The following is a 22,722-nucleotide window of genomic DNA, read 5'->3' on the forward strand; positions in this document are numbered from 1 at the left end:
CTGCAAAGGCCCCATCGGCCACAAGTCAGAGTTTTTTACTGTATGTCCAGGTGGGCACATTCGCATCACGCGCCACCGAATAGCTTTCTGCATCGCCAAGATACTGGAACCCGCAATGAGTCAGGACCCGGGCCGAGGCCGGATTGTCCTGAAACACGCTGGCAAACATCGTCGCGTTTTTCAGCGGGTTGGCATTTACCAGTGCTTCAACAGCCATCGACGCAATGCCGGTGTTCCAGTAGATCGGCGCCACCCAATAGCCGACTTCGGACTGGTTCCGATCCAGCCGCTTCAGCGTGATCAGACCAATCAGTTCCGGACCGCCGTCCTTGGTGGCATCCATAACCCAGACGTCCTCGTCCCGGTCTTCGGCCATCGAGCGCGTCACAAAGGCCTCGGTCGAGCCGGGGGCCAAAGGATGCGCGATACTCGTCGTCATGCGCGCCACACGCTCATCACCGGCATAGTGCTCGATCAGCCCCATATCCGACCGACGCAGAGGGCGCAGATCGAACCGCTCGGTTTCTATGACCGGCTGATTTATTATTGTTTCAAGTTTCATGGGTGTGTTCCTCCTCCGAACAACACGAAAAGTACGGACGCAACCGTAAGGCCTGCCAACGTCCACATCAGATATTTTTCAACGGGTCGTCCTTCAACCGCATGGGCAATTCTATCGCCCGCAAAAGTCCAGATCGGATGAAGGATCACCTGGCAAAACAACAAACACAGAGCAATCGTAACCGTCGCTTCGAAACTGGGGGTGCCCGCAGCCACGAACCCGGTGAACCCGGCAATGATCATGGCCCAGGCCTTGGGGTTGAGCGGATGAACAATCAGCCCGGCCAGAAAGCCGGGGGCGTTCCCTTCAGCCTGTTGTCGCGACAAACGCGTGTTGGCAATCTTCCACGCCAGCCAAAAAATATAGGCCGCTGACGCGTATTTAAGCACCGTAAACACCGCGGGTGCCTGATCCGCGAGATGCAGCAATCCAAAGCCGACCGGCCAAATGATCAGCTGCTTTCCAAGGACAACACCCCCGACAAAAGGCAACGCGGCGCGAAAGCCAAAACGCGCACCAGTACCCAGCAGGACCATGTTGGCCGGTCCCGGCGTGCCGACCTGGCTGGCGGCAAAGATCAGGAAACTGGTGGTTGCGACTGTCATCGGTTTGTTTGATCACGGCTGCGTTAAAACGAAAAAGGGACCGGCACTTTGTGCCGGTCCCCCATGAATTTTTCTTAAACCTTCTGGGTTTCGGCTTACTCCGCGGCCTCCGCCACTGGCAGGACCGAAATGAAGGTGCGGTTTTTGAGCCCCTTGTGGAACTTCACGGCGCCATCAGTGGTTGCAAAGATGGTGTGATCCTTGCCCATACCGACGCCTTCGCCCGGCCAGAACTTGGTGCCGCGCTGACGCACGATGATGTTGCCTGCGATGGCAGCCTGGCCACCATACAGTTTGACGCCAAGGCGACGACCCGCTGAGTCGCGGCCGTTACGGGAGGAACCGCCAGCTTTTTTATGTGCCATTCTCTCTCTCCTTAGCCTTTGGCCAGCTCTTTGGCCTGCTCAACCCATTCGGGTTTCACTTTGACCGTTTCGATAGCAGCAATCTGCTCGTCCGACAAGGCGGCCAGAGCGGCAAAGCTCTCGATACCGGCTTCGGCAAGCTTCTTGGCAGCGGCAGGGCCGACGCCGTTCAGCTTGGTCAGATCGTCCGCAGCAACAGCGGCAGGTGCCTCTGCCTTGGCTTCGGCTTTCTTGGCAGGCTTTGCAGCAGGTGCCGCTTCGCCAGCCGGAGCCGAACCGGTTGCAGCCTTGATGCCCGACTTGTCAGCGTCAGACGACAGGATGTCGGTGATCTTGACCAGTGTCAGCTTCTGACGGTGGCCAACGGTACGCTTCGAGCTGTGCTTACGACGACGCTTGACGAACTTGATGACCTTGTCACCTTTGATCTGTTCGATAACTTCGGCCTGAACGCCTGCGCCTTCGATGAACGGTGCGCCAACGACCGGAGCGTCGCCACCCAGCATCAGAACATCGTTGAATTGAACTTTTTCACCTGCGTCGGCAGCCAGCTTTTCAACGCGGAGGATATCACCCGCCTGAACCTTGTACTGCTTGCCGCCAGTCTTGAGGACCGCAAACATGCGTCTTTCCTTTGTCTAACCGCGTTCTGTGGTCCCCTTTCGGGAGTTTCCGGCCCCAAGACACTTGAAAGCCACCTCGAACAGCGCGCCCTTTTCGGGCTGTGTGAATGACCATCAGGACATCCCAAGGGTCAAATAATAACGATACCCGGCACGGAAAACCGGCCGGGATGCGCGCTTATCCATAGATCGCCGGGAAAAGTCAACACCAAAGCGTCGTCAGAGATCAGACGCCCTGAGTGTCTGTGCGACCGCCCGCCCCAACCGGAAAGAGATATCGTTGAACATCCGGTCAAAGCCGTCGAAAAGCGCCTCATTCAGGGCGCGCCCGGTTTCGGTTCTGGAGAACGCAATATTCTCGCGCATCTGGGTCTCATCCAGAGGCCGATAGGCCATCAGAAGAAAGGAATAAAGCCACGCCTCGGTTTCTGCTGAGCGGCTTTCTTTCTGTGACAGAAGTTCGGCCAGCAATTCCTGATCGTCGCCTTGCGCGTCGACATCAAGGCCCTTAAAGAAGCTGTAGTCGGAACTCAGCGCCCCATGAACGTTCTTTTCGACAAGGTCATTTGCCTGGATGTACTCATCGACCAACTCGAAACGAGTCGAGTCGCGCTCAACGGACTCGTAAGCTTCGCGCGCCATGTCCTCAATGGCCGGGTCCGACATCGCCTGCCGGGCCGAGTTTTCCAGCGACACGATCGTCTGACCAAGATCGCTTTCAAAAAACAGGATCGCCTGATCAAGCTGCGCAACTGACAGACCCGCCTCAAAGGCATCCGTCAGGAATTTCTGCATCCAGACCGGGTCGTAAATATCTTTGACCTGCGCTTCAAAATGGGCGCCGCCGGTATTGTCCAACAGCGTTTCGTCAAGTTCCTCGCGGTGCCCCTGACCTTCCTGTACGAGAATTTCCATCACATGCGACAGGTGCATGGCCTGCGCCAGCCGGTCGACCCTTTGATCGGCCAGCAATTGAGCGCCCCACAGAACAAACGCAATCGCCAGAAAAACGCGGTGCATCAAATATCCTGCGCGGGATGCAGTTCGGCCATTCGGGCCGCAAGTACTTCGAACCGCATGGCCATGATTTCGTATTGGATCGCGTTCAGCAGTTCATACACTTCCTGCATCAGGGGTTGTTCCAGCGCCTCGACATACGAGTCGACATCCGCATCGGAAAAGTCCTGATAGGTATAGGCTGCCCCCGCAAGGCTGGACAGTTGCAGTGACTGGCGCATACCGGCTTCGTTCCGCTTCATCAGCGCACGCAATTCATCGGCATCCAGTTGCAGGTCAATGACACCTGATGCGCTGGCTGCCAAAAGAAAACGCACCTGAATTTCTTGCAGGGCCCGCACTGCGGTACCGGTCGAATCGATCGCCTTGTTCATTCGTTTGAAACTTTCGACCCGTTGCGATCCGTCCTTGATCAAGTCTGCGATGATTTTTTGGCCTTCCAGCTGCTTGGCCTCATCGTCCTCAAGCATATGCGAGGCGTTTTCCGCCTCAACCAAGCGCTGACCCAGATCCGATGCATAAAAGTCAACCGCATGTGTCAGGGCCTCATCACTCAAGGTTTGTTCGAGGATGGAAACCGCGGTTTCGTGCATGGCGCCGACTTCGAAGACTTCGTCTGCCAGACGCGTCCAGTCCGAACCGAAGCCATCGGGATCAATCCCCAGCATCTGAGGGGCAGACATCGAGCTCAGCGCGATGCTTTCCAGGGCAACGTCAAACCCGGTCGTGGTCAGAAAGGCCTCTATCCGATCACGGCTGGCGGCGGAAAGTTCCAAGGGGATCAGAACAAGCGCAAAGAGCGGGGCCAGAAACCAAAAGGCGGAGCGGCGTACAAACTGTATCATGAATATCAGACTAGGAGTTTTGCGCTGGCAGGCAACGGAAAATCCCGGGTTTCTTCAATTCCCGAATTTTCTGCTTGCACCCCTGCCCGTTCCTCACTAAATCCCCCCCTCACAGACCCCCGCGGAGAGGTGCCGGAGTGGTCGAACGGGGCGGTCTCGAAAACCGTTGTGGGTGCAAGCCCACCCAGGGTTCGAATCCCTGTCTCTCCGCCACTATCCCAACGCAGGCTCAATGCTGCCTTTTGGCCCACAAGAAGCGCCCGAAAATTGGTTGCGTCTGCGGGCCATTCCCGGCGGATCGCCGCCAAAACAGGGCACGACATCTTTGTGCAGGCGTGTTCTTGCCGCGTTTCGAAGGACAATGAGCATAGCCCGGCTTATACTCTATTCTGCTGAGAATTATCGGGAATTCCCCTTTGTACCTGAGTTATTTTTAGCGCATTCCGGCGACACAATTTCCAAAGGAGACACACATGTCGCGTACTCTTATTCTTGCCATCGTCATCGCCGCAATTGGCGCTGGCGGATACTATTACCTGAATCAACCCGAACCCTCACCCGCCGAGCGTTTGGAAACCGCGGCAGAAGAAGCCGCCGAAGCGGTGACAGACGCAGCTTCATCTGTACAGGACGCTGCCTCTGACGCTGTCGATGCCGCGACCGAACAAGCCGCCGAAGCAGCGTCGTCGCTGACGGACCAAGCGACAGAAGCGGCGTCATCGGTTGCAGATCAGGCAAGCGAAGCCGCGTCATCGGTGGCGGATCAGGCCTCTGACGCTGCTCAGGAGGCCAGCGATCAGGTGGCCGCGCTGGCCGGTCAGGGGCAGGAGTTGCTGAACTCATGGATTCAGGAAGGCAAGCTGGACCCGACCAACTTCGACTATGATGGTATTATGACATCCATTCAGGACAGCACTCTGGCCACCGATCTGAAAGATCAGGCGATCAAGATTGTGAATGATATCAAGGATTCGCCTGAAATGATTGTTCAGAAAATTCAGGAACTGACCAACCTGCTGACCCAACAGTAAAGTGTCGAAGGCCGATCCACGGGTCGGCCTTTGCCCCGGGGGCGCATCTGCGCTGCCCCTACGTTACGGTGTCGTTGAATTGACCTCTTGCGCGGCTTTTGATTGGCTGTGCCTGACATAAAGCCCGCGCCCTGCCCGACTGGTCTGAGGCTTTTCGGACAAGGGGCGCGCTTTGATTCAGCCAAATTCGAGGATCAACCGATGACCGACCTGCCCCAGACTATGTTCGCCGCAATCCTTAAGCATGACGGGTATTCCGGTACGGCCACCGGACCAGCCATTGAAAACGCCGCCGACTGGTTGGAAGAAGCCGAAGTTCCCACGCCGGAACCCGGCCCGGGCCAGGTACTGATCCGTTTGCGCGCGGCTTCGGTCAATCCATCCGATCTGCATTTCATCAAGGGGGAATACGGGCAGCCTAGGGTCAAGGGATCCCCTGCCGGCTTTGAAGGATGCGGAGACGTCGTAGCCGCCGGCAAGGGCGCCGAGGCCCTGCAAGGGCAACGCGTCGCGTTCGTCGCCGCCGGATCGGGGGCCTGGGCGGAGTATGTCGTCACGCAGATGCAGATGTGCATCCCTCTGCGCCCTGATATCTCGGACGATGACGGGGCCGCCCAGATCGTCAATCCAATGACGGCGATGGCCATGGTGGATATGGCCAAGGCCGACGGCGATGCCTTCGTCGTATCAGCCGCGACCAGCCAGTTGGGCAAGCTGATGTGCAGCCTTGGTCGGGATCTGGGTTTGAAGCCGATCGCTTTGGTGCGTCGGGCCGAGACCGCAGAGATGTTGAAAGACCTTGGCGCGGCCGAAGTGCTTGTGACAACCGACGAAGGCATTTTCGCAAAGTTTGCGGATCTGAGCGCGCAGCTGAAACCGCGCGTGTTTCTGGATGCCGTGACGGACCAATTGTCCGAACAATTGTTCTGTGCCATGCCCAACCGGGCGCGCTGGATCAGTTATGGCAAGCTGTCTACCGAGGCGCCGACGCTGACTCAGACAGGGCAGTTGATTTTCATGGGAAAGCGGATCGAAGGGTTCTGGCTGACAAGCTGGATGATGTCGACCCCGCCCGCCGATCAGATGCGAGTTGTGGCCGAGGTTCAGGCCCGGTTTGCAGACGGGCGCTGGAAAACGGATGTTTCTGAACACCTTACACTCAGAAATCTTGTACCAAACCTGGCTGATGCGCTGAAAAAGAGTGACGGCAAGGTGATAATAACGCCATAGTAGAACAAACCCGCGTCACCGGAGGATGCGCGCGGGCGGAACGCGACACCGGCAAACCGGTCGAGGGAGGACAGTTTGGATAACGCGCAGCTGCTGATCAGCGGACTGGCAAACGGGTGTGTCTATGGCCTGATCGCGCTTGGCTTTGTTCTGATCTACAAGGCGACCGAAGCGGTAAATTTCGCGCAGGGCGATTTCATGATGCTGGGGGCCTTTGTCACCATCGGCCTGACCAATACCGAATATATGGGCCTGCCGTTCTGGCTGGCCCTGCCGATCTCGCTGGGGATCATGGGGGCATTGGGATATCTTCTGGATCGCCTGATCATCCGTCGCCTGTTTGGCGAAAGTCAGACCGCCGTCGTAATCCTGACCATCGCCCTGGGCTTCGTGATCCGTTTCGTGGCCGGATTGATCTGGGGGCACGAACCGCAAACGCTGCAAAACCCGCTTGCGGGGAAAGAGCTGCGCTTTGGCGGCCTTGTGCTGGGGCTGGAGGATGTCGCCGTGATCGTCGTCACCATCCTGCTGACATGGGGCCTTTACGTTTTCTTCAACCGTTCCAAACTCGGGCTGGCGATGCAGGGGGCGTCGCAAAACCAGCTGGCGGCGTATTACATGGGCGTGCCTGTCAAGCGGGTTCAGGGGTTCATCTGGGCGCTGGCCGGGATCGTTGCGGGGATTGCGGGCATTCTGTTCGCCGCCAAGGGCGCCGTGGATCCGACAACGGGATTGCTGGGCATCAAGGCATTTGCCGCCGCCGTCATCGGAGGGTTCGGAAGCCTGCCCGGGGCGCTGGCCGGTGGTCTTGTCGTCGGGGTGATCGAGCCTTTCGCCAGCCGCTATATCGCGGCGGGTTACAGCCAGATCGCACCATACGCCCTGCTGCTTGCCGTGCTGATCTTTCGTCCCAACGGGTTGTTCAGTCAGGTTCGGGTCAAAAAGGTCTGAGCCGTGCGGATCATCTTCAAAACCGACTACATGCAGGATATCCGCCCGTGGAAAGACCGTTACCAGTTTGTCCTGTATCTGATCCTTCTGACGGTGGTTACCGCAGCCCCCTGGTGGCTGGATGAGTTCTATCTGGGCGAGCTGACCAACGTCCTGATCTGGGCCATTGCCGGATTGGGTCTGATGGTCCTGACCGGGCATACAGGGCAAGTCAGTCTGGGCCACGCGGCCTTTCTGGCTTTTGGCTGCTATGCCAACGTTGCCCTGATTGAAGCCGGGGTGCCCTTTCTTCTCGCTTTTCCGCTGGCCGGCATCCTGACGGGGATCGCGGGCGTGACCGTTGCGGTCCCTGCCCTGCGCCTGCATGGCATCTATCTGGCCATCTTCACCATGGCGCTTTCGATCCTGATGGACGACATCATCGTTCTGTCCGAACCCATCACCGGCGGTGTTGCGGGCAAGTATGTCGGCGGGGTCGAAATCTTCGGCCATCTGGTAGACCGCTGGGGAACGCCCGATCAGTTCTTCTGGCTGGTCCTGACCGTCGCCGTTCTGGTCACACTGGGATATATCAACCTGCTGCGCGCGCCTTTGGGCCGCAGCTTTATCGCTGTGCGCGACTCTGAGGTTTCGGCCCAGGCGATGGGAATCGATATCGCGCGGACAAAGATGATCTCTTTCGCCTTGTCCTGCGCGGTGACGGGCTGGGCCGGGGCACTGATGGGGTTGTTCGCCGGAGCGTTCAACAACGAAACCTTCAGTGTTCTGATCTCGATCCAATTGTTGATGATGATCGTGATCGGTGGGCTTGGATCGATCCACGGCGCGTTTCTGGGCGCGATCGTGATCGGGTTCCTGCCGCAGTTTCTGTCGATCTCAAAAGAATATGCCGGCGCTCTGTTCGGTGGCAGTACGGTGGCCATACCGGGATTGGAGTTCGGCATCTTCGGCATGATCCTGATTGCCTTCATCCTGTTCGAACCCATGGGCATCTATGGCCGCTGGCTGAAAATCCGCACCTGGTTCGAGCTGTTCCCCTTCTATCGAAAGGACATGTTCAAACGGCAGAAGTCTTATCTCAAGACGGAGCGTCTGAGATGAGCTTGCTGGAGTTCGAAAATGTCACCCTCAAGTTCGGCGGCCTGACGGCGGTGGATGACCTGTCATTCGATGTTCGGGAAGGTGAGGTTTTCGCCATCGTCGGTCCAAACGGTGCGGGCAAGTCCACTGTTTTCAACCTGATTTCCCGGTTCTACGATCCCGTTGACGGGGCGATCCGGTTTGACGGACATGATCTGCTTCAGGTCAAACCGTCCGGCGTCGCCGCCTATGGCGTGGCGCGGACCTTCCAGAATATCGAACTGTTCGAACACGCCACCGTTCTGCAAAACCTGCTAGTCGGGCGGCACCGCCACCGCAGGACAAACCTGATTACCGAGATTCTGTTCACCCCGTCCGCAAAGCAACAGGAACTGGAAAACCGCGAGAAAGTGGAACGGATCATCGATTTTCTCGACCTGCAAGCCTATCGCGACAAGATGATATCCGGGCTGCCCTACGGCGTACGCAAAGTGGTCGAAGTTGCACGGGCTTTGGCAACTGACCCAAAACTCTTGCTGCTGGATGAGCCGGCCTCGGGGTTGTCCGTCGAAGAGACAACGGACATGCGTTGGTGGATCGATGATATCCGACGGCAGATGGGCATCACCGTTTTGATGGTAGAACATGACATGGGCCTGGTCTCGGGCGTGTCAGACCGGGTTCTGGCCATGGCAGATGGTGCCAAACTGGCGCTTGGATCCCCGGCCGAAGTTCAATCGCACCCGGCGGTGATTGAAGCTTATCTGGGGAAAGCCTCATGAGCGCGCCAATCCTGAAAATCCGAAATGTCGAAAGCTTCTACGGCCCGATAATGGCCATTCGTGGCGTTTCTCTGGATGTTCACGAAGGTTCGATTGTCTCGATCCTTGGAGCAAACGGTGCCGGCAAGACGACGTTGATGAAAACCGTCTCCGGGGTGATGGACCCGGAAAAAGGCACGATCACCTTTGATGGAGACGACATTCAGGGGGCCGAGCCGCATACCGTCGTCCAGCGCGGGATCGTGCATGTACCCGAAGGGCGCGAGGTGTTTCCTCTGCTCACCGTCGATGAAAACCTGAGCCTCGGCGCGTATACCCGAACGGACAAAGTGCAGATCGACCAGGATCGCGAGCTTGTTTTCAGTTACTTTCCCGTTCTGAAAGATCGTCGCACGCAAGAGGCCGGCACCCTTTCGGGCGGGCAGCAACAAATGCTGGCAATCGGACGGGGGCTGATGGCCCGTCCCCGCATCATGCTGCTGGATGAACCGTCGCTGGGTCTGTCACCGCTTTTGGTTCAGGAAATTTTCGCCATTCTGAAACGTCTGAACGAAGAACAGCATATGACGATGCTGCTGGTCGAACAGAACGCCAATGCGGCGTTGCGGCTGGCGCATCATGGATACGTGATGGAGGTAGGCCGCATCGTCATGGATGGTGCTGCGGATACGTTGCTGAAATCCGAAGACATCCAGAACTTCTATCTTGGCGTGCAGGAAGAAGGCGCACGCGAAAGCCGCCGTTGGAAACGCAAGAAGACGTGGAGGTAAGCAAGATGGATGCCACGCCCCTCGCCTCGCAGGTCAAGATCAACGGCGTTGAACTGAATGCAACCCCCGGACAACGCCCGTTGCGCGTGGATGGGTGCACCACCATCAGCATGCTGTTTCAACACCGTTGCGCGGAACTGGGGGATCGTACAGCCCATCGCGAAAAGGATCTGGGCATCTGGAAGTCATATTCCTGGGCCGACTACTGGCAGCACGCCAAGTGGATCGGGCTTGCCCTGCGCAAGCTGGGCCTGGAACGCGGTGACGTTGTTTCGATCCTGTCCGAGGACCGCAAGGAATGGATGTGGTTCGATATGGGCATTCAGTGCGTCGGGGGCATTTCTTCTGGCGTCTACACCACGGATTCGGCCAATCAACTGCAATATCTGGTCAACGACAGTGGCAGCAAGTTCCTCATCGTCGAGGACGAAGAGCATTTGGACAAATTTCTGGAAGTCGAAAATCAAGTTCCGGATCTGATCAAGGTGATCATTCTGGAAGACGAAGGCTTGCACGACCTGACCCATCCGCGCTGCATGATGATCGACGATCTTTACGCTTTGGGCCAGCAGGCCGAACAGGAAGATCCGGGACGGTTCGAAGCCGAAATCGCATTGGCCAAACCTCAGGATACAGCTTTGCTGGTTTATACATCCGGCACCACCGGCCAGCCCAAGGGCGCGATGTTGAGCCATGAAAACATCTTGGCCGGCATTGAGGCCGGTGCCTGGTCATTGCCAACGCAGGCCGGTGACGAACAACTGTGTTTCCTGCCCCTCTGCCATATCCTGGAACGCGACGTATCCGTCTATTTTCCACTCGCCGCCCGCTGCACCGTGAATTTCGCGGAAAGCCCTGAAACGGTCTTTGCAAATCTGCAAGAGGTCTCGCCTTCGACCTTCACGGCGGTCCCGAGAGTTTGGGAAAAGATCTATGCGCATGTGCAAATCCTGGCGCAGGATGCAACGCCGTTGGGTCGAATGGCATACGATCTTGCCCTGAAGGCCGGCGCACGGCGGGCCGAGTACGTGAGTTCGGGAAAACCCGTTCCCGCCGCCATCGCAGCCCGGTTCTGGGTTTGGGATCAGTTGGTTCTGAAGAATCTGCGCCGGATGCTCGGTTTGGACAAACTGCGCCGGGGTGGCACGGGTGCTGCGCCTATCTCGGCGGATTTGTTGAAATGGTACTGGGCTATCGGTGTGCCGATCGTCGAGGGTTTCGGCATGACCGAAACGTCCGGCCTCGCCACACTCAACACCGTGGAAAGCAACAAGATCGGAACCATCGGCAAGGTCGTCCCGGGGTGCGATATCCGCATCTCGGACGAAGGTGAAATTCAGCTCAAGGGCATGAACATCTTTCAGGGCTATTGGCGCAACAACGCAAAGACGGCGGAAAGCTTTACCGCCGATGGCTGGCTGCGCACCGGCGATATGGGGCGTATCGACAAGGACGGGTACGTTACCATCACCGGCAGGTTGAAAGACATCATCATCACCGCCGGTGGCAAGAACATCACCCCGGCCGAAATCGAAAGCCGGCTGAAGTTCAGCCATTACATCTCGGACGCGGTGATCATCGGCGACCGGCGCAAATACCTCACGGCGCTGATCATGATCGATCAGGAAAATGTCGAAAAATATGCGCAGGACCAGAAAATCCCTTTCTCGAACTTTGCCTCGCTTTGCGCCGCGGCCGAAGTCAAGGAACTGATCGGCGCCGAAGTGGCCGCAGTGAACAAGGAATTCGCGCGGGTTGAACAGATCAAGGATTTTCGCCTGATCGACGTTCTGCTGACCGCCGAGGATGACGAGCTTACCGCCACGATGAAGCTGAAACGCGGCCTAGTCGAAAAGAAACACGGACATCTGATTGAAGACATGTACACTTAGCCAAAGAGTTTTCGGGAGGAGAAAGATGAAGAAGTCATTCAAATGGCTGGCCGCCGCCACGGCGTTGACCGCCTCGGTAAGCATAGGTTGGGCTCAGACGCAGGGCGTGACGGATGATGAGATTGTCATCGGGTCCGTCAACGACCTGAGCGGCATCTTTGCCGCGGTAGGTGTCCCGGCGACCAAAGGTGCGAATGTGGTATTCGACCGGGTGAACGAAGCCGGTGGCATACACGGGCGCAAAATCCGCTATGTGGTCGAGGACAACGGATACCAGATGCCGCGTGCAATGCAGGGCTACAACAAACTGCTGAACCGCGACAAGGTGTTCGCCATGCTGCAATCGCTTGGCACGCCGATGAACATGGCCGGGTTCAAGCTGTTGGATCCCAAGGGCATTCCCAACGTGGCACCTCTGACCGCTGCGCGTCAGATGTTGCAGGAACCGATGCGGAACAAGTTCACGTCTTTCTCGACCTACTATGATCAGGCGCGTGTCGGTGTGAAATATCTGGCCGGCGAATTTGAATCAAAAACGGTCTGCACCATGTATCTGCCGACAGATTTCGGCGAGGAAATTCTTGAAGGCAGCAAGGCCGGCGCCGAAGAAGCCGGGATCGCTTTTGGATCTGAAACGACCCACAAGCCGGATGAGACGGATTTTGTCGGGTCGCTCAGCAAGCTCAAGGAAGAAGGCTGCGATATCGTCACCATGGCGCTTGGGGTGCGGCAGGCGATCACCGTAGTGGGCACCGCCAAGAAGATGGGCCTGACGGACATGAAGTTCCTCGGCACTTCGGCCAGTTTCCTGACTGTCGTGGCGCAGGTTCCCGGTGGGGTGACTGACGGGTTCTATGCAGCAGCCTCGTGGCAGGATCTTTGGGCGCGTGCGGACCAACCTGCCCCGGCGGCGTTTATCGAAGAGTACAAGGCCGCGACCGGCGAAGATCCGGTTGGATTTGCCATGTTGGGCTATTCCGCTGCCGAAATGATGGTCAAGGCGCTTGAGGCCGCGGGCCCTGACCTGACGCATGACAGCTTTATCGAAGCGATGGAAACACTGGATTATCAGGACGATCTGGTCGGCAACCACATTACCTATGGCCCTGACGACCATCAGGGCGCGGATACGGTTTTCGTCAATGTCGTTGAAAACGGCGCGTGGAAACTGGTTTACGAAGAATAAGATTTCCCGCAAAACAATGCAAAAGGGCTCGCAATTGCGAGCCCTTTCTTTGTTGGGTGTCCCCGGCGAATTAACGCTTGGAGAACTGGAACGAACGGCGGGCTTTGCGCTTACCGAATTTCTTACGTTCCACAACGCGGCTGTCGCGGGTCAGGAAGCCAGCAGCTTTCAGAGCACCACGCAGGTTCGGATCGTACAGTTGCAGCGCCTTCGAGATGCCGTGCTTGACCGCACCGGCCTGACCGGTCAGGCCACCGCCTTTGACAGTGGCGACAACGTCGAACTCGCCTTCGACACCAGCAACCTGAAACGGCTGGCGCAGGATCAGTTGCAGAACGGGGCGTGCAAAATAGACATCCTGATCCTTCCCGTTCACGGTGACCTTGCCGGAACCCGGCTTGATCCAAACGCGGGCAACAGCGTCTTTACGCTTGCCGGTGGCATAGGAACGGCCCAGTTCGTCACGTACGGGTTCACGCACGATGACTTCTTCGGCCACGGTTTCAACGCCTGCGACGGCGCTCAGCTCTTCGAGAGTATTGATCTGATCAGCCATCGGTCATTAGCTCCGGGTGTTTTTCTTGTTCATGGACTTGACGTCCAGAACTTCGGGCGCTTGCGCCTCGTGGGGATGCTCGGCACCGGCATAAACGCGCAGGTTGGTCATCTGCTTGCGCGCCAGGCGGTTGCCCGGCAGCATGCGCTTGACCGCCTGGGTCACGACGCGCTCGGGGTGTGCACCTTCCAGGATCTGCTGTTTGGTGCGCGACTTGATGCCGCCCGGGTGGCCAGTGTGCCAGTAGAAGTTTTTTTCGCGCTTCTTGCCGGTCATCTGGATCTTGTCAGCGTTGATCACGATGACGTTGTCGCCCATGTCCATGTTCGGGGTGAACGACGCTTTGTGCTTGCCACGCAGGCGCATGGCGACGATCGAGGCGAGACGGCCCAGAACAACGCCCTCGGCGTCGATCAGGATCCATTTCTTGTCGATGTCTGCAGGTGTTGCAGAAAAGGTTTTCATGGCAGGATAGTCCTGTTTGATGTGAAAGACCGCCCCAAGCGAGGCGGCCCGAATTCGATGGATGCGTATCTAGACACGCATGACCGCCACGTCAAGCGACCAAACGCCATTTAAAATGTTTTAAAACAATGGCTTGTTAAATAGGTATTATTTTACCCCACAATTTCAGCACGAAAATCGCTTCAATTTCGACACTCTGATACACTCGGTTGGAATTGATCATGCCCAACCACGGAGGATCACATGCAGGATTTGACGCGCAAGATTGAAAACTATGGCGCGGCCTGGCAGGAAAAGTCCGCCGATAAACGGCTTGCGCTTCTGACCCGGTGCTTTGCGGAAAACGGTCGGTACGTGGATCCGACAGCCGATGTTTCAGGCCGTGAACAGTTGAGTGCACATATCGGCGAAGTCCTTTTGACTTCGAATGGGCGTGTCGAAATCACCAGCAGTCCTGTGTCGCACCATGATGTCATCCACTTCACGTGGCATATGGTGGCCCCCGACGGCGCAATCATGGTGGCCGGGCATGATTTCATTCGATTGGACGAGGACGGAAAAATTGCCCATCTGGCCGGATTCTTTGGCGACCCGCCGCCGCTGAGTTGAATGCTAGACGCTGATCTGTTCAGGCGGATTGTCCAGCAAAGCGCGCAACCTCAGCATTGCGTCCTCGAACCGTTCCAACGAAACGTGGCCATTCATTGCGATGCGTACGGCGTTTGGCGCGCGCCCGTCGCGCAGGGCAAACTCATCCGCTGATCTGAGTTGAATGCCTTCCCGCTCTGCCGCGCGGCTGAACGCGGCAGACCGCCACCCCGATGGCAGGTTCAGCCAGATAAAAGGCACATCCGGTGCCCAGTTCAGATCGAACCCACCCAGCGCATTGACGGTGATCCGAACATAATCGCCCATCCGTTTGCGCACATCCTGAGCAATCTGGCGGGTACGCGGATCCGACAGCAGCAGCCGGGTCAGTTCGGCCAAGGGTTGAGCCAGGCCAAAATACCCATATTCGGCCGATCGGCGCAGATCGGCGCTGCGATCCTTTGGGGCAATGGCAAAGCCAACGCGCAAAGCCGGTGTGAGTATCTTTGAAATGGACGACACGTGCCAGCCCCGCTCGGGTGCAAGCGCGCGATAACTGGGTTCGCGCGCTTCCCCCATGCGATAGCAATCGTCCTCCACGATCTGAAGGTCGAAGCGCCGGGCGACGTCCACGACCTCTTTCCTGCGTGCCAGCGGCGTGTGGATGCCGGTGGGGTTCTGAACTTCTGGCGAGACGCAAACGGCCTGAGCATTGGTTTGCCGCAAAACATGCTCCATCGACGCCGGATCGATGCCCCATTTGTCCATCTTGACGCCAATGACTTCGGCGCGCATCAACTCTCCGGCCCGACGAAACCCGGCGTAAGAGAGGTCTTCAACCAACACGATTGGTTTGGGTCCGCGCAGGATGGTCTGGAACACCAGACACAATCCGTTCTGCCCGCCATGGGTCAAGACGATGTCATCATGGGTCAGCGGGCCCAGCGGCAAATCCGACAGCCAATCCACGACCGATTGCCTCATGGGTTGATACGCGTCCCGCGTGGGGTAATTCAGAAACAACCCGGGATCAGCTTGCGAAACCTTTTGCAGGCATTCCCGGATGAGCGCGACCTGCCCCGCATCCGGCAAACGCGGGCTGAACAGGCTGACATTGGCGTTGTGCTTATCTTCCCTCAGATGCAGTTGCCTGGCCCAGACATCATCCAGAATCGGTGATTTCGGCGGGGCCACAAATGTACCGCGCCCAACCTCGGCATGGAGCAAGCCTTCGTCCGTCAGGATCGTATAGGCACGTGCGACTGTACCAGGTGTGATTTGCAGGCGATACGCCAGTTCACGAACCGGCGGAAGCTTGGCGCCAACATCTAATTTCTTGTCACCAATGGCTTTTCTTATTGCGTCAGCAACCAATGTGTATTTCGGACCCTTGGATTTTGGCAGAGCCTCCGGCCAAATTGTATCCATTACAATTCTTCCTTTGCCTTTGACACAATTTCGAATGTATCAAATTTATGTACCAAGCAATACTGTTTTGTGTCAATACAATTTGAAAGGAATTCCGAGATGACACGCACAATGCACACCACCGCCCTTCTGCTGCTGAACGACAGCCCACGGCTGCCTCTGCTCGCGGCTCTGGCCGTGCGGTTTGCGGCGGCGGTCACTCAATGGGAACGCCGTCGCCGCAGTCGCGTCAATCTGAGCTATCTGGATGACCGTCTGCTTCAGGACGTCGGGCTGACCCGCCATCAGGCTGGCCGGGAAACAAAGCGCTTTTTCTGGCAGCCCTGACTGATCCCCAGTCCCAATTATTGGGACCTCTTCCTGGGCCGGGGCCTGTCCCCGGCCTTTTTTATCCGAAATTCGCGGCAGCTGACCCTGCTGGCGGCAGGGAATAGGTCATCGTTGCCCGTGCAACCGGAAGATCACTGCCTTCCGAATATAAAAGCACATCCCCAACGGCCAGTGTTTTTCCCAGCTTCAACAAACGACAGGCCGCAATCATATCGGCGCCGCCTTCCGGCTTGCGCAGGAAATCAAAGGAACTGTTGGTGGTAACGGCCAGTGACTGACGCCCTTTTCGTGCCAGAACCATCGCATAGACACTGACATCGGCAAGCCCGAACATCGACGGGCCGGAAACCGTGCCCCCGGGGCGCAGATGTTGATCCTGAACCACAAGGCGCATGGTGATCGTGTCTTCGGTCAAATCTTCAACGACGAAATCCTTGTGCACCTGCGGGAACACCTCTTTGAGGTATTGTGACAGTTCGTCCCGATTCATTGCCAAAGCCATACTTCCCCTCCTGCTCTTGCCGACCTAGAGTTGGCCCAACTTGGGAACGGAGGGCAAGATGGCAATTCTGGAACGTTACGACACGGGCGCGGTGGCACGGCTGACACTGAACGCCCCGGACCGGCTGAACGCATTGAGTGATGAGATGCTGGCTGCGCTGCAAGCCGAACTTGATGCGCTGCGCGACGACGGCTCGATTCGGGCCGTAGTCCTGTCAGGGGCGGGAAAGGCGTTTTGCGCCGGGCATGACCTGAAGCAGATGACGGCCGGACGCCAATCCGAAGATGGTGGCAAAGCTTACTTTCAAGATCTCTTTTCCCGTTGCGCCCGGATGATGATGTCGATCCAGTCCCTGCCGCAACCCGTTATCGCGCAAGTCCATGGCATTGCGACCGCCGCCGGATGTCAGCTGGTTGCAACCTGCGATATGGCGGTGGCCGCAGAAGGAACACGGTTTGGCGTCAACGGGGTCAATATCGGCCTGTTCTGTTCCACGCCGATGGTGGCTCTCAGCCGCAACATCCCCAGAAAGCAGGCATTGGAAATGCTGACCACCGGCGAATTCATTTCAGCAGAGCGCGCCGCCGAATTGGGGCTGGTAAATCGCGTCGTTCCAGAAGCGCTGCTGGAACAAGAAGCCAACGGGCTTGCGGAACTGGTCGCATCCAAGCTTGGCGTCGCCGTGAAGATCGGCAAAGAAGCGTTCTATCAACAGCTGCAAATGCCTTTGGACCAAGCTTATGCCTATACCGGAGACGCAATGGCGCAGAATATGTTGTACCGCGATACAGAAGAAGGCATTTCCGCCTTTATTGAAAAGCGCCCCCCGAATTGGACCCAATGACGCAATTGTTTTGAACATTTTTTGCCACTGTCTTCATTTTTGCACTTTTCAAAAGGGCAACTCTGTGGCAAAGCTGGGTCGAGGCCAAGGCCTCAAGACACTTTTGGGTCGCCGTGGGCGGAAGGTCCCTCCAGCTGGTCTCTCTCACCAGCGCTGACATTCCCGCAGCGGCGACCCCAAGACCCCTCCAGCAAATCAGTCACATACAATACGGCAGTTGCGCCTGTGTGTGCGGTGCCCTATGTGGCTGCACATGACACAAGTTTTGCATATCGTCGGCGGTGGAATGGCCGGGTCCGAAGCGGCCTGGCAAGCCGCTGAAATGGGCGTTGACGTGATCATTCATGAAATGCGCCCCACCGTTGGCACCTTCGCACATCAGACAGGAAACCTGGCGGAAATGGTGTGTTCAAACTCGTTCCGATCGGATGATGATGAACAGAATGCCGTCGGTCTGCTGCACTGGGAAATGCGAGTAGCCAATGGGTTGATCATGACAACCGCCGACGCGCACAGGCTTCCTGCAGGGGGGGCTCTGGCCGTGGATCGCGACCCGTTTGCCGAAACGGTCACCGCAAAACTGCGCGCCCACCCACGCGTGAGCGTCACCGATCAGGAAGTCACCTCGCTGCCTGATGACGGCCATTGGATATTTGCGACCGGCCCGTTGACCTCACCCGCATTGGGGGAAGCCATCCGGGCGGAAACGGGATCGGACGCGCTGGCGTTCTTCGATGCAATCGCGCCCATTGTCTATGCCGACAGCATCGACATGAGCAAAGCGTGGATGCAATCCCGGTATGACAAAGGCGAGACCGAGGAAGAACGCACGGCTTACCTGAACTGCCCGATGGACCGTGATCAATACGAGGCTTTCATCGACGCCCTTCTGGCAGCGGAAAAAACCGAGTTTCACGAAGGTGAGACCGCAGGCTATTTTGATGGCTGCCTTCCCATTGAAGTCATGGCCGAACGCGGGCGCGAGACACTGCGCCACGGTCCGATGAAGCCTGTTGGGCTGACAAACCCTCATGCGCCTGACGTCAAACCCCATGCCGTGGTTCAGTTGCGGCGCGATAACGCGTTGGGCACATTGTTCAACATCGTGGGGTTTCAGACCAAGATGAAACACGGCGCCCAGACCGACGTGTTCCGCATGATCCCCGGCCTGGAAAACGCCAGCTTTGCCCGGCTGGGCGGCATCCACCGCAACACGTTCATCAACTCTCCTACCCTGCTCGATGCACAGATGCGCTTGAAATCCAAGCCCAACATCCGCTTTGCCGGCCAGATTACGGGCGTCGAAGGCTATGTTGAAAGCGCCGCGATGGGATTGCTTGCCGGTCGCATGGCCGCCGCGGAAATACAGGGTCGTGATTTGCCTGAAGTACCCAAAGACAGTGCAATGGGTGCGTTGATCCATCACATTACCGGCGGGGCCGAAGCCAAGACGTTTCAGCCGATGAACGTAAACTTTGGCCTGTTCCGCCCCGTGGACGGCCTGAAAGGCGGGCGGCGCGGCCGGAAGGACCGGTACAAGGCCTATACCGATCGTGCCAAGACAGAATGGCAAACCTGGTTGGATCAATGCTGACTGGACGCGCGGCGTGATCTCGGCCTAGCATGACGGGATGAGCGACAAGTTCCTGGACAGCACCTACGATCTCGACACGCCTGAAGACACTGAAACGCATTACCAGAACTGGGCCGCGACCTATGAAGAAGAGGTCGCGGAACAGGGATATGCAACCCCGGGACGGGTGGCCGCGGCTTTGTGGCAATTCCACCCTCACCCCCAAACGCCGATTCTGGACTTCGGCTGCGGAACGGGGCTTTCCGGTCTCGCCTTGCGGGCGGCGGGATTTGAGGTCATCGATGGTATCGATCCCACCCCCAAAATGCTGGAAGAGGCAGAGGCCAAGGGTGTTTACCGAAGTTTGACCGGGTTTGACATCACCAAACCGGCCCCGCTCAGGCGCGGCGCGTATTCGGTGATCACCGCCATCGGTGTCATCGGTCAGGGCGCGGCCCCGCCCGAGACATTCGACCAGTTGATGCACACCTTGCCCAAAGGTGGGTTGCTGGCGTTTTCCCTGAACGATCATGCGCTGAAAGATCACAAATTCACCTGCCGACTGACGGATTGGGTCGACATGGGTGCCGCGCGTTTGTTATTTCGTGAACACGGGCCGCACTTGCCCGGCATCAACCTTAACTCTGACGTGTATGTTATAGAAAAAGCGTGACTTTCGTAACGCGTTTCGCGCCATCCCCGACTGGCCCGCTTCACCTTGGGCACGCGTATTCTGCGATGATCGCCAGCGACATGGCCAGATCCGAACACGGCCGGTTCTTGCTTCGCATCGAAGATATCGATCGGTCCCGCTCGCGTCCGCATTGGGAGGATCAGATCTATGATGACCTCAATTGGTTGGGGCTGACATGGCCGGAACCGGTGCTGCGTCAATCAGATCGGCTGAGTATCTATGATCGCGCGTTGGAGCGGTTGTGGATGAAAGGTCTTCTGTATCCTTGCCTGTGCAATCGCAAAGATATTGCCGCCGCCGCAAGCGCGCCCCAGGAAGGCGCGCCCTTGCTTGGTCCAGACGGAATTATCTATCCCGGTACGTGTCGAAAAATTAACCAGGGCATAGACTTAAGTCAAAATCCTCACCCAAGGGACCAGGTGTTGCGACTGGATGTTGCCAAGGCCTGTCGAACAATCCACGATCCGGCCAGATTCCAATTCTTGGAACTGGGCTCCGGCCCCGGTGGCGAAACAGGAACAATTGCTTTCACCCCGGAAGAGTTGGAAACCAGTGTCGGCGATATCGTTCTGGCCCGCCGCGACATGGGCACGTCCTACCATTTATCCGTCGTTCTTGACGACGCGGCCCAGGGGATCACCCATGTGGTCCGAGGTCAGGATCTGTTCGAAGCCACACGCATCCATGTGCTGCTTCAGGTGCTGTTGGATTTGCCGACGCCTGTGTATTATCATCACGATCTGATCCGCGATGACGCCGGCAAACGGCTGGCGAAACGCGACGATGCGCGTGCCATCGCGAAATACCGGGCCGATGGTGCCAGCCCGGCAGACATCCGGCATATGGTGGGGCTTTGATCTGACTCGGTTACTCCATCGGGGCCATCAGTTCGGTCTCGGCTCCGTCCCGCACCGCAGTATAAAAGCACGTCCGGCGGTTGGTGTGACAGGCAGCACCGGTTTGACGCACCAGAACCAACAGGCAATCGCGGTCACAGTCGATACGGAAATCCACCAGTTCCTGCACATGGCCCGAGGTTTCGCCCTTGATCCAGAAAGACTGGCGCGAGCGCGACCAATAGGTCACCCTACCCGTTTCCAGCGTCTTTTCAATGGCCTGTGCGTTCATCCATGCCATCATCAGCACTTCGCCCGACACCTCATCCTGCGCAATTGCCGGAATCAGTCCCGCCTCGTTATATTTCAGAGTTGATGGATCAAACGCGACGGGGTGAGACATGACAAAAACCTTTTGCATCCGTTGGGTTGGTCACTATGTATGAGGAACACACGACGAGGGAAAGCCATGAGCGGCGAGAACGACCTGATCAAGCTGTATTCCGGACGCATTCTGGCGTTGGCGGCGGACATCCCGCATCTGGATCGGTTGGAAAACCCGGATGCAACGGTCAAGAAACGCTCGCCTCTTTGCGGCTCTACCGTGACGGTTGATCTGAAGGTTCAGGATGGACGTGTCAGCGCCTTCGGGCAGGATGTCAAAGCCTGCGCGCTGGGACAGGCCTCGGCTTCGGTGGTTGGCGACGCGATCATTGGTGCCACGCGCGCGCAGGTCGAAGCAGCGCGCGATCAGCTTGCGGCCATGTTGAAAAAGGACGGCCCCGCCCCGGATGCGCCGTTTGACGGTCTTGAGGTCCTGATGCCGGCGCGGGACTACAAGAACCGCCACGCGTCAATTCTGCTGGCGCTGGATGCCGCCGCCGAAGCCATGGCGCAGGCCGAACAGGCAGATTGCGCCTGATCATAGCTATTTGATGTAAACCCGTTTACCTTCCGCTTAAATTTAAGGAGGGATGGGTTTTGGAAAATCTACTCGAGCATTTTGTAACTCTTTGGGTCGTGATTGACCCGATTGGAACTATTCCCGTTTTCATTGCCGTCACTGCGGGGCTAGAGGCCGCCGCGCGTCGCAAAACAGCTTTGTTGGCATCGATAATAAGCGCCGGCGTCCTTTTGTTCTTTCTCGTGTTTGGGCAATTGCTGATCGAAGCGCTGGATATTGGACTGAATTCATTTCAGGTCGCAGGCGGCATCATCCTGTTTCTGTTCGCTCTGACCATGATCTTTGGCGAAAGCAAACAAGACATAGAACAGCGTCAGGCCGAAGAGGATCAGGAAGATAAGTATCACAAGCAGAATCCCGCGATATTTCCTCTTGCTGTTCCATCTCTGGCCTCGCCCGGCGCGATGCTTGCAGTGGTGATCCTGACGGACAACCATAGATACAGTGCAGCCGATCAGGGGATTACCGCATTGGTCATGCTGTCGGTTTTGGTAGTTGCCTTCGTTCTCATGCTTCTGGCCGAACCGATCATCCGCCTGATTGGCCATTCAGGAGCAGCGATCATCAGCCGTATCATGGGGATGATCCTAGCCTCGGTCGCGGTCAATTCGGTCCTGTCCGCATTGCTTGAGATTTTCAAAACCGGCCAGTTGTAAAAAAACCGCCGCACCTTCCGGGCGAAAGGGCGGCGGCAGGCATTGCGTGTCTCGCGTGGGGTCCGGAGTACCGCACGGGGCCGAGGCAAGGCCCCTCAAGGGGTTTGGGACAGGCAGGTCACCCTTGACTGAAATGGGGATGACAGCGCGGTTTTTTTCGGCACGAGATCGCAGGCAGAAAGGTTTAGAAGCCAACCGGCAGGTGCAAGGCGACCATCAGGATCACGACCAGAGACATCACGCCCACGGCATCCTGTAGGATCGTCGATTGTGAGCGGCTGAATACGGTCTTGATCTGGGTCAGCATAGGGTCACCTCCGGTCAGAGCTTTAATCCTTTGTTGACCT

28 protein-coding genes and 1 tRNA gene are annotated in these 22,722 nt (G+C 57.4%); 17 read left to right on the forward strand and 12 right to left on the reverse strand.

Annotated elements, in window-relative coordinates:
• Window positions 1-25 precede the first annotated feature (25 nt).
• The 6 genes from ACR0A2_RS03385 to ACR0A2_RS03410 form a co-directional block, all read right to left on the reverse strand.
• Window positions 26-562: a GNAT family N-acetyltransferase gene (locus ACR0A2_RS03385; RefSeq protein WP_152457964.1), complete on the reverse strand. Its 537-nt coding sequence runs from the start codon at window positions 560-562 to the stop codon at window positions 26-28.
• Window positions 559-1,167 carry a LysE family translocator gene (locus ACR0A2_RS03390; protein WP_480834055.1) on the reverse strand — a complete coding sequence of 203 codons (609 nt, stop codon included), beginning with the start codon at window positions 1,165-1,167 and terminating at the stop codon, window positions 559-561. Before ACR0A2_RS03390 ends, ACR0A2_RS03385 begins: the two co-directional genes overlap by 4 nt.
• A 95-nt stretch (window positions 1,168-1,262) precedes the next feature.
• Window positions 1,263-1,532, reverse strand: coding sequence for a 50S ribosomal protein L27 (rpmA, locus tag ACR0A2_RS03395; protein ID WP_039535512.1), 270 nt, complete (start codon window positions 1,530-1,532; stop codon window positions 1,263-1,265).
• A gap of 11 nt (window positions 1,533-1,543) precedes the next feature.
• Window positions 1,544-2,155, reverse strand: a complete 612-nt coding sequence (locus ACR0A2_RS03400) for a 50S ribosomal protein L21 (RefSeq protein WP_480618472.1) — start codon at window positions 2,153-2,155, stop codon at window positions 1,544-1,546.
• A gap of 219 nt (window positions 2,156-2,374) precedes the next feature.
• Window positions 2,375-3,175, reverse strand: a complete 801-nt coding sequence (locus ACR0A2_RS03405; RefSeq protein ID WP_480834056.1) for a DUF2059 domain-containing protein — start codon at window positions 3,173-3,175, stop codon at window positions 2,375-2,377.
• Window positions 3,175-4,017: a DUF2059 domain-containing protein gene (locus ACR0A2_RS03410; RefSeq protein WP_171639507.1), complete on the reverse strand. Its 843-nt coding sequence runs from the start codon at window positions 4,015-4,017 to the stop codon at window positions 3,175-3,177. Before ACR0A2_RS03410 ends, ACR0A2_RS03405 begins: the two co-directional genes overlap by 1 nt.
• A gap of 123 nt (window positions 4,018-4,140) precedes the next feature.
• On the opposite strand from ACR0A2_RS03410, the gene ACR0A2_RS03415 reads away from it, so the two are divergent.
• The 9 genes from ACR0A2_RS03415 (at window position 4,141) to ACR0A2_RS03455 (ending at window position 12,939) form a co-directional block, all read left to right on the forward strand.
• Window positions 4,141-4,230, forward strand: a tRNA-Ser gene (locus ACR0A2_RS03415).
• 260 nt (window positions 4,231-4,490) lie between these two features.
• A complete protein-coding gene (locus tag ACR0A2_RS03420; protein ID WP_480834057.1) occupies window positions 4,491-5,048 on the forward strand; it encodes a hypothetical protein in 558 nt (185 codons plus the stop codon).
• A gap of 201 nt (window positions 5,049-5,249) precedes the next feature.
• The gene (locus ACR0A2_RS03425) at window positions 5,250-6,278 is read left to right on the forward strand and encodes an alcohol dehydrogenase catalytic domain-containing protein (RefSeq protein ID WP_480834058.1); all 1,029 of its coding nucleotides are present in this window, start codon (window positions 5,250-5,252) and stop codon (window positions 6,276-6,278) included.
• Between the two features lie 75 nt (window positions 6,279-6,353).
• On the forward strand, window positions 6,354-7,229 hold the full coding sequence (locus ACR0A2_RS03430; RefSeq protein ID WP_171168199.1) for a branched-chain amino acid ABC transporter permease: 876 nt from the start codon (window positions 6,354-6,356) through the stop codon (window positions 7,227-7,229).
• Between the two features lie 3 nt (window positions 7,230-7,232).
• Complete coding sequence (locus ACR0A2_RS03435) at window positions 7,233-8,330, forward strand: branched-chain amino acid ABC transporter permease (protein WP_480834059.1); 1,098 nt, start codon at window positions 7,233-7,235, stop codon at window positions 8,328-8,330.
• The gene (locus tag ACR0A2_RS03440) at window positions 8,327-9,091 is read left to right on the forward strand and encodes an ABC transporter ATP-binding protein (RefSeq protein WP_480834060.1); all 765 of its coding nucleotides are present in this window, start codon (window positions 8,327-8,329) and stop codon (window positions 9,089-9,091) included. The genes ACR0A2_RS03435 and ACR0A2_RS03440 overlap by 4 nt, the downstream gene beginning before the upstream one ends.
• A complete protein-coding gene (locus tag ACR0A2_RS03445; protein ID WP_480834061.1) occupies window positions 9,088-9,861 on the forward strand; it encodes an ABC transporter ATP-binding protein in 774 nt (257 codons plus the stop codon). Before ACR0A2_RS03440 ends, ACR0A2_RS03445 begins: the two co-directional genes overlap by 4 nt.
• A 5-nt stretch (window positions 9,862-9,866) precedes the next feature.
• Window positions 9,867-11,753, forward strand: coding sequence for an AMP-dependent synthetase/ligase (locus ACR0A2_RS03450; RefSeq protein ID WP_480834062.1), 1,887 nt, complete (start codon window positions 9,867-9,869; stop codon window positions 11,751-11,753).
• 25 nt (window positions 11,754-11,778) lie between these two features.
• On the forward strand, window positions 11,779-12,939 hold the full coding sequence (locus ACR0A2_RS03455; RefSeq protein ID WP_480834063.1) for an ABC transporter substrate-binding protein: 1,161 nt from the start codon (window positions 11,779-11,781) through the stop codon (window positions 12,937-12,939).
• Between the two features lie 70 nt (window positions 12,940-13,009).
• On the opposite strand, the gene rpsI is transcribed toward ACR0A2_RS03455, so the two are convergent.
• Together rpsI and rplM are read right to left on the reverse strand one after the other, a co-directional pair.
• Window positions 13,010-13,495 (reverse strand): 30S ribosomal protein S9, encoded by a 486-nt coding sequence (rpsI, locus tag ACR0A2_RS03460; RefSeq protein ID WP_152457951.1) that lies wholly within the window; start codon window positions 13,493-13,495, stop codon window positions 13,010-13,012.
• Window positions 13,496-13,501: 6 nt separating this feature from the next.
• On the reverse strand, window positions 13,502-13,960 hold the full coding sequence (gene rplM / locus ACR0A2_RS03465; protein WP_480834064.1) for a 50S ribosomal protein L13: 459 nt from the start codon (window positions 13,958-13,960) through the stop codon (window positions 13,502-13,504).
• Window positions 13,961-14,203: 243 nt separating this feature from the next.
• Between rplM and ACR0A2_RS03470 the strand changes: the two genes are divergently transcribed.
• Complete coding sequence (locus ACR0A2_RS03470) at window positions 14,204-14,569, forward strand: nuclear transport factor 2 family protein (RefSeq protein WP_480445101.1); 366 nt, start codon at window positions 14,204-14,206, stop codon at window positions 14,567-14,569.
• A gap of 3 nt (window positions 14,570-14,572) precedes the next feature.
• Here ACR0A2_RS03470 and ACR0A2_RS03475 read toward each other — a convergent pair whose 3' ends face one another.
• Complete coding sequence (locus ACR0A2_RS03475) at window positions 14,573-15,976, reverse strand: aminotransferase-like domain-containing protein (protein ID WP_480618481.1); 1,404 nt, start codon at window positions 15,974-15,976, stop codon at window positions 14,573-14,575.
• Window positions 15,977-16,075: 99 nt separating this feature from the next.
• On the opposite strand from ACR0A2_RS03475, the gene ACR0A2_RS03480 reads away from it, so the two are divergent.
• On the forward strand, window positions 16,076-16,303 hold the full coding sequence (locus ACR0A2_RS03480) for a DUF1127 domain-containing protein (protein WP_171115969.1): 228 nt from the start codon (window positions 16,076-16,078) through the stop codon (window positions 16,301-16,303).
• Between the two features lie 61 nt (window positions 16,304-16,364).
• On the opposite strand, the gene ACR0A2_RS03485 is transcribed toward ACR0A2_RS03480, so the two are convergent.
• Window positions 16,365-16,808: a PaaI family thioesterase gene (locus ACR0A2_RS03485; protein WP_171228740.1), complete on the reverse strand. Its 444-nt coding sequence runs from the start codon at window positions 16,806-16,808 to the stop codon at window positions 16,365-16,367.
• A 58-nt stretch (window positions 16,809-16,866) separates the two neighbouring features.
• Between ACR0A2_RS03485 and ACR0A2_RS03490 the strand changes: the two genes are divergently transcribed.
• From ACR0A2_RS03490 to gluQRS, 4 genes are all read left to right on the forward strand, one after another.
• Window positions 16,867-17,652, forward strand: a complete 786-nt coding sequence (locus tag ACR0A2_RS03490) for an enoyl-CoA hydratase (protein ID WP_480445097.1) — start codon at window positions 16,867-16,869, stop codon at window positions 17,650-17,652.
• Between the two features lie 253 nt (window positions 17,653-17,905).
• Window positions 17,906-19,246 (forward strand): methylenetetrahydrofolate--tRNA-(uracil(54)-C(5))-methyltransferase (FADH(2)-oxidizing) TrmFO, encoded by a 1,341-nt coding sequence (gene trmFO / locus ACR0A2_RS03495; protein WP_171639517.1) that lies wholly within the window; start codon window positions 17,906-17,908, stop codon window positions 19,244-19,246.
• A gap of 37 nt (window positions 19,247-19,283) precedes the next feature.
• Window positions 19,284-19,898 carry a class I SAM-dependent DNA methyltransferase gene (locus tag ACR0A2_RS03500; RefSeq protein WP_480834066.1) on the forward strand — a complete coding sequence of 205 codons (615 nt, stop codon included), beginning with the start codon at window positions 19,284-19,286 and terminating at the stop codon, window positions 19,896-19,898.
• Window positions 19,895-20,776, forward strand: coding sequence for a tRNA glutamyl-Q(34) synthetase GluQRS (gene gluQRS / locus ACR0A2_RS03505; protein ID WP_480834067.1), 882 nt, complete (start codon window positions 19,895-19,897; stop codon window positions 20,774-20,776). The genes ACR0A2_RS03500 and gluQRS overlap by 4 nt, the downstream gene beginning before the upstream one ends.
• 10 nt (window positions 20,777-20,786) lie before the next feature.
• On the opposite strand, the gene hisI is transcribed toward gluQRS, so the two are convergent.
• Complete coding sequence (hisI, locus tag ACR0A2_RS03510; protein ID WP_171228735.1) at window positions 20,787-21,176, reverse strand: phosphoribosyl-AMP cyclohydrolase; 390 nt, start codon at window positions 21,174-21,176, stop codon at window positions 20,787-20,789.
• Between the two features lie 48 nt (window positions 21,177-21,224).
• Here hisI and ACR0A2_RS03515 point away from each other — a divergent pair, with 48 nt between their 5' ends.
• Together ACR0A2_RS03515 and ACR0A2_RS03520 are read left to right on the forward strand one after the other, a co-directional pair.
• Window positions 21,225-21,677: an iron-sulfur cluster assembly scaffold protein gene (locus ACR0A2_RS03515; RefSeq protein WP_152457940.1), complete on the forward strand. Its 453-nt coding sequence runs from the start codon at window positions 21,225-21,227 to the stop codon at window positions 21,675-21,677.
• Window positions 21,678-21,736: 59 nt separating this feature from the next.
• Window positions 21,737-22,375 (forward strand): MarC family protein, encoded by a 639-nt coding sequence (locus tag ACR0A2_RS03520; RefSeq protein ID WP_152457939.1) that lies wholly within the window; start codon window positions 21,737-21,739, stop codon window positions 22,373-22,375.
• A gap of 184 nt (window positions 22,376-22,559) precedes the next feature.
• Here the strand turns inward: ACR0A2_RS03520 and ACR0A2_RS03525 are convergent, their stop codons facing one another.
• Window positions 22,560-22,682: a hypothetical protein gene (locus ACR0A2_RS03525; protein ID WP_256367496.1), complete on the reverse strand. Its 123-nt coding sequence runs from the start codon at window positions 22,680-22,682 to the stop codon at window positions 22,560-22,562.
• Window positions 22,683-22,722: the final 40 nt, after the last annotated feature.

The organism is Ruegeria sp. H8, from assembly GCF_056532905.1.

Coding starts and splice junctions, on each gene's coding strand:
- ACR0A2_RS03385 (WP_152457964.1), bottom strand. CDS start 562: ATGAAACTTGAAACAATAATAAATCAGCCGGTCATAGAAACCGAGCGG.
- ACR0A2_RS03390 (WP_480834055.1), bottom strand. CDS start 1,167: ATGACAGTCGCAACCACCAGTTTCCTGATCTTTGCCGCCAGCCAGGTC.
- rpmA (WP_039535512.1), bottom strand. CDS start 1,532: ATGGCACATAAAAAAGCTGGCGGTTCCTCCCGTAACGGCCGCGACTCA.
- ACR0A2_RS03400 (WP_480618472.1), bottom strand. CDS start 2,155: ATGTTTGCGGTCCTCAAGACTGGCGGCAAGCAGTACAAGGTTCAGGCG.
- ACR0A2_RS03405 (WP_480834056.1), bottom strand. CDS start 3,175: ATGCACCGCGTTTTTCTGGCGATTGCGTTTGTTCTGTGGGGCGCTCAA.
- ACR0A2_RS03410 (WP_171639507.1), bottom strand. CDS start 4,017: ATGATACAGTTTGTACGCCGCTCCGCCTTTTGGTTTCTGGCCCCGCTC.
- ACR0A2_RS03420 (WP_480834057.1), top strand. CDS start 4,491: ATGTCGCGTACTCTTATTCTTGCCATCGTCATCGCCGCAATTGGCGCT.
- ACR0A2_RS03425 (WP_480834058.1), top strand. CDS start 5,250: ATGACCGACCTGCCCCAGACTATGTTCGCCGCAATCCTTAAGCATGAC.
- ACR0A2_RS03440 (WP_480834060.1), top strand. CDS start 8,327: ATGAGCTTGCTGGAGTTCGAAAATGTCACCCTCAAGTTCGGCGGCCTG.
- ACR0A2_RS03445 (WP_480834061.1), top strand. CDS start 9,088: ATGAGCGCGCCAATCCTGAAAATCCGAAATGTCGAAAGCTTCTACGGC.
- ACR0A2_RS03450 (WP_480834062.1), top strand. CDS start 9,867: ATGGATGCCACGCCCCTCGCCTCGCAGGTCAAGATCAACGGCGTTGAA.
- ACR0A2_RS03455 (WP_480834063.1), top strand. CDS start 11,779: ATGAAGAAGTCATTCAAATGGCTGGCCGCCGCCACGGCGTTGACCGCC.
- rpsI (WP_152457951.1), bottom strand. CDS start 13,495: ATGGCTGATCAGATCAATACTCTCGAAGAGCTGAGCGCCGTCGCAGGC.
- rplM (WP_480834064.1), bottom strand. CDS start 13,960: ATGAAAACCTTTTCTGCAACACCTGCAGACATCGACAAGAAATGGATC.
- ACR0A2_RS03470 (WP_480445101.1), top strand. CDS start 14,204: ATGCAGGATTTGACGCGCAAGATTGAAAACTATGGCGCGGCCTGGCAG.
- ACR0A2_RS03475 (WP_480618481.1), bottom strand. CDS start 15,976: ATGGATACAATTTGGCCGGAGGCTCTGCCAAAATCCAAGGGTCCGAAA.
- ACR0A2_RS03480 (WP_171115969.1), top strand. CDS start 16,076: ATGACACGCACAATGCACACCACCGCCCTTCTGCTGCTGAACGACAGC.
- ACR0A2_RS03485 (WP_171228740.1), bottom strand. CDS start 16,808: ATGGCTTTGGCAATGAATCGGGACGAACTGTCACAATACCTCAAAGAG.
- ACR0A2_RS03490 (WP_480445097.1), top strand. CDS start 16,867: ATGGCAATTCTGGAACGTTACGACACGGGCGCGGTGGCACGGCTGACA.
- trmFO (WP_171639517.1), top strand. CDS start 17,906: ATGACACAAGTTTTGCATATCGTCGGCGGTGGAATGGCCGGGTCCGAA.
- ACR0A2_RS03500 (WP_480834066.1), top strand. CDS start 19,284: ATGAGCGACAAGTTCCTGGACAGCACCTACGATCTCGACACGCCTGAA.
- hisI (WP_171228735.1), bottom strand. CDS start 21,176: ATGCAAAAGGTTTTTGTCATGTCTCACCCCGTCGCGTTTGATCCATCA.
- ACR0A2_RS03515 (WP_152457940.1), top strand. CDS start 21,225: ATGAGCGGCGAGAACGACCTGATCAAGCTGTATTCCGGACGCATTCTG.
- ACR0A2_RS03525 (WP_256367496.1), bottom strand. CDS start 22,682: ATGCTGACCCAGATCAAGACCGTATTCAGCCGCTCACAATCGACGATC.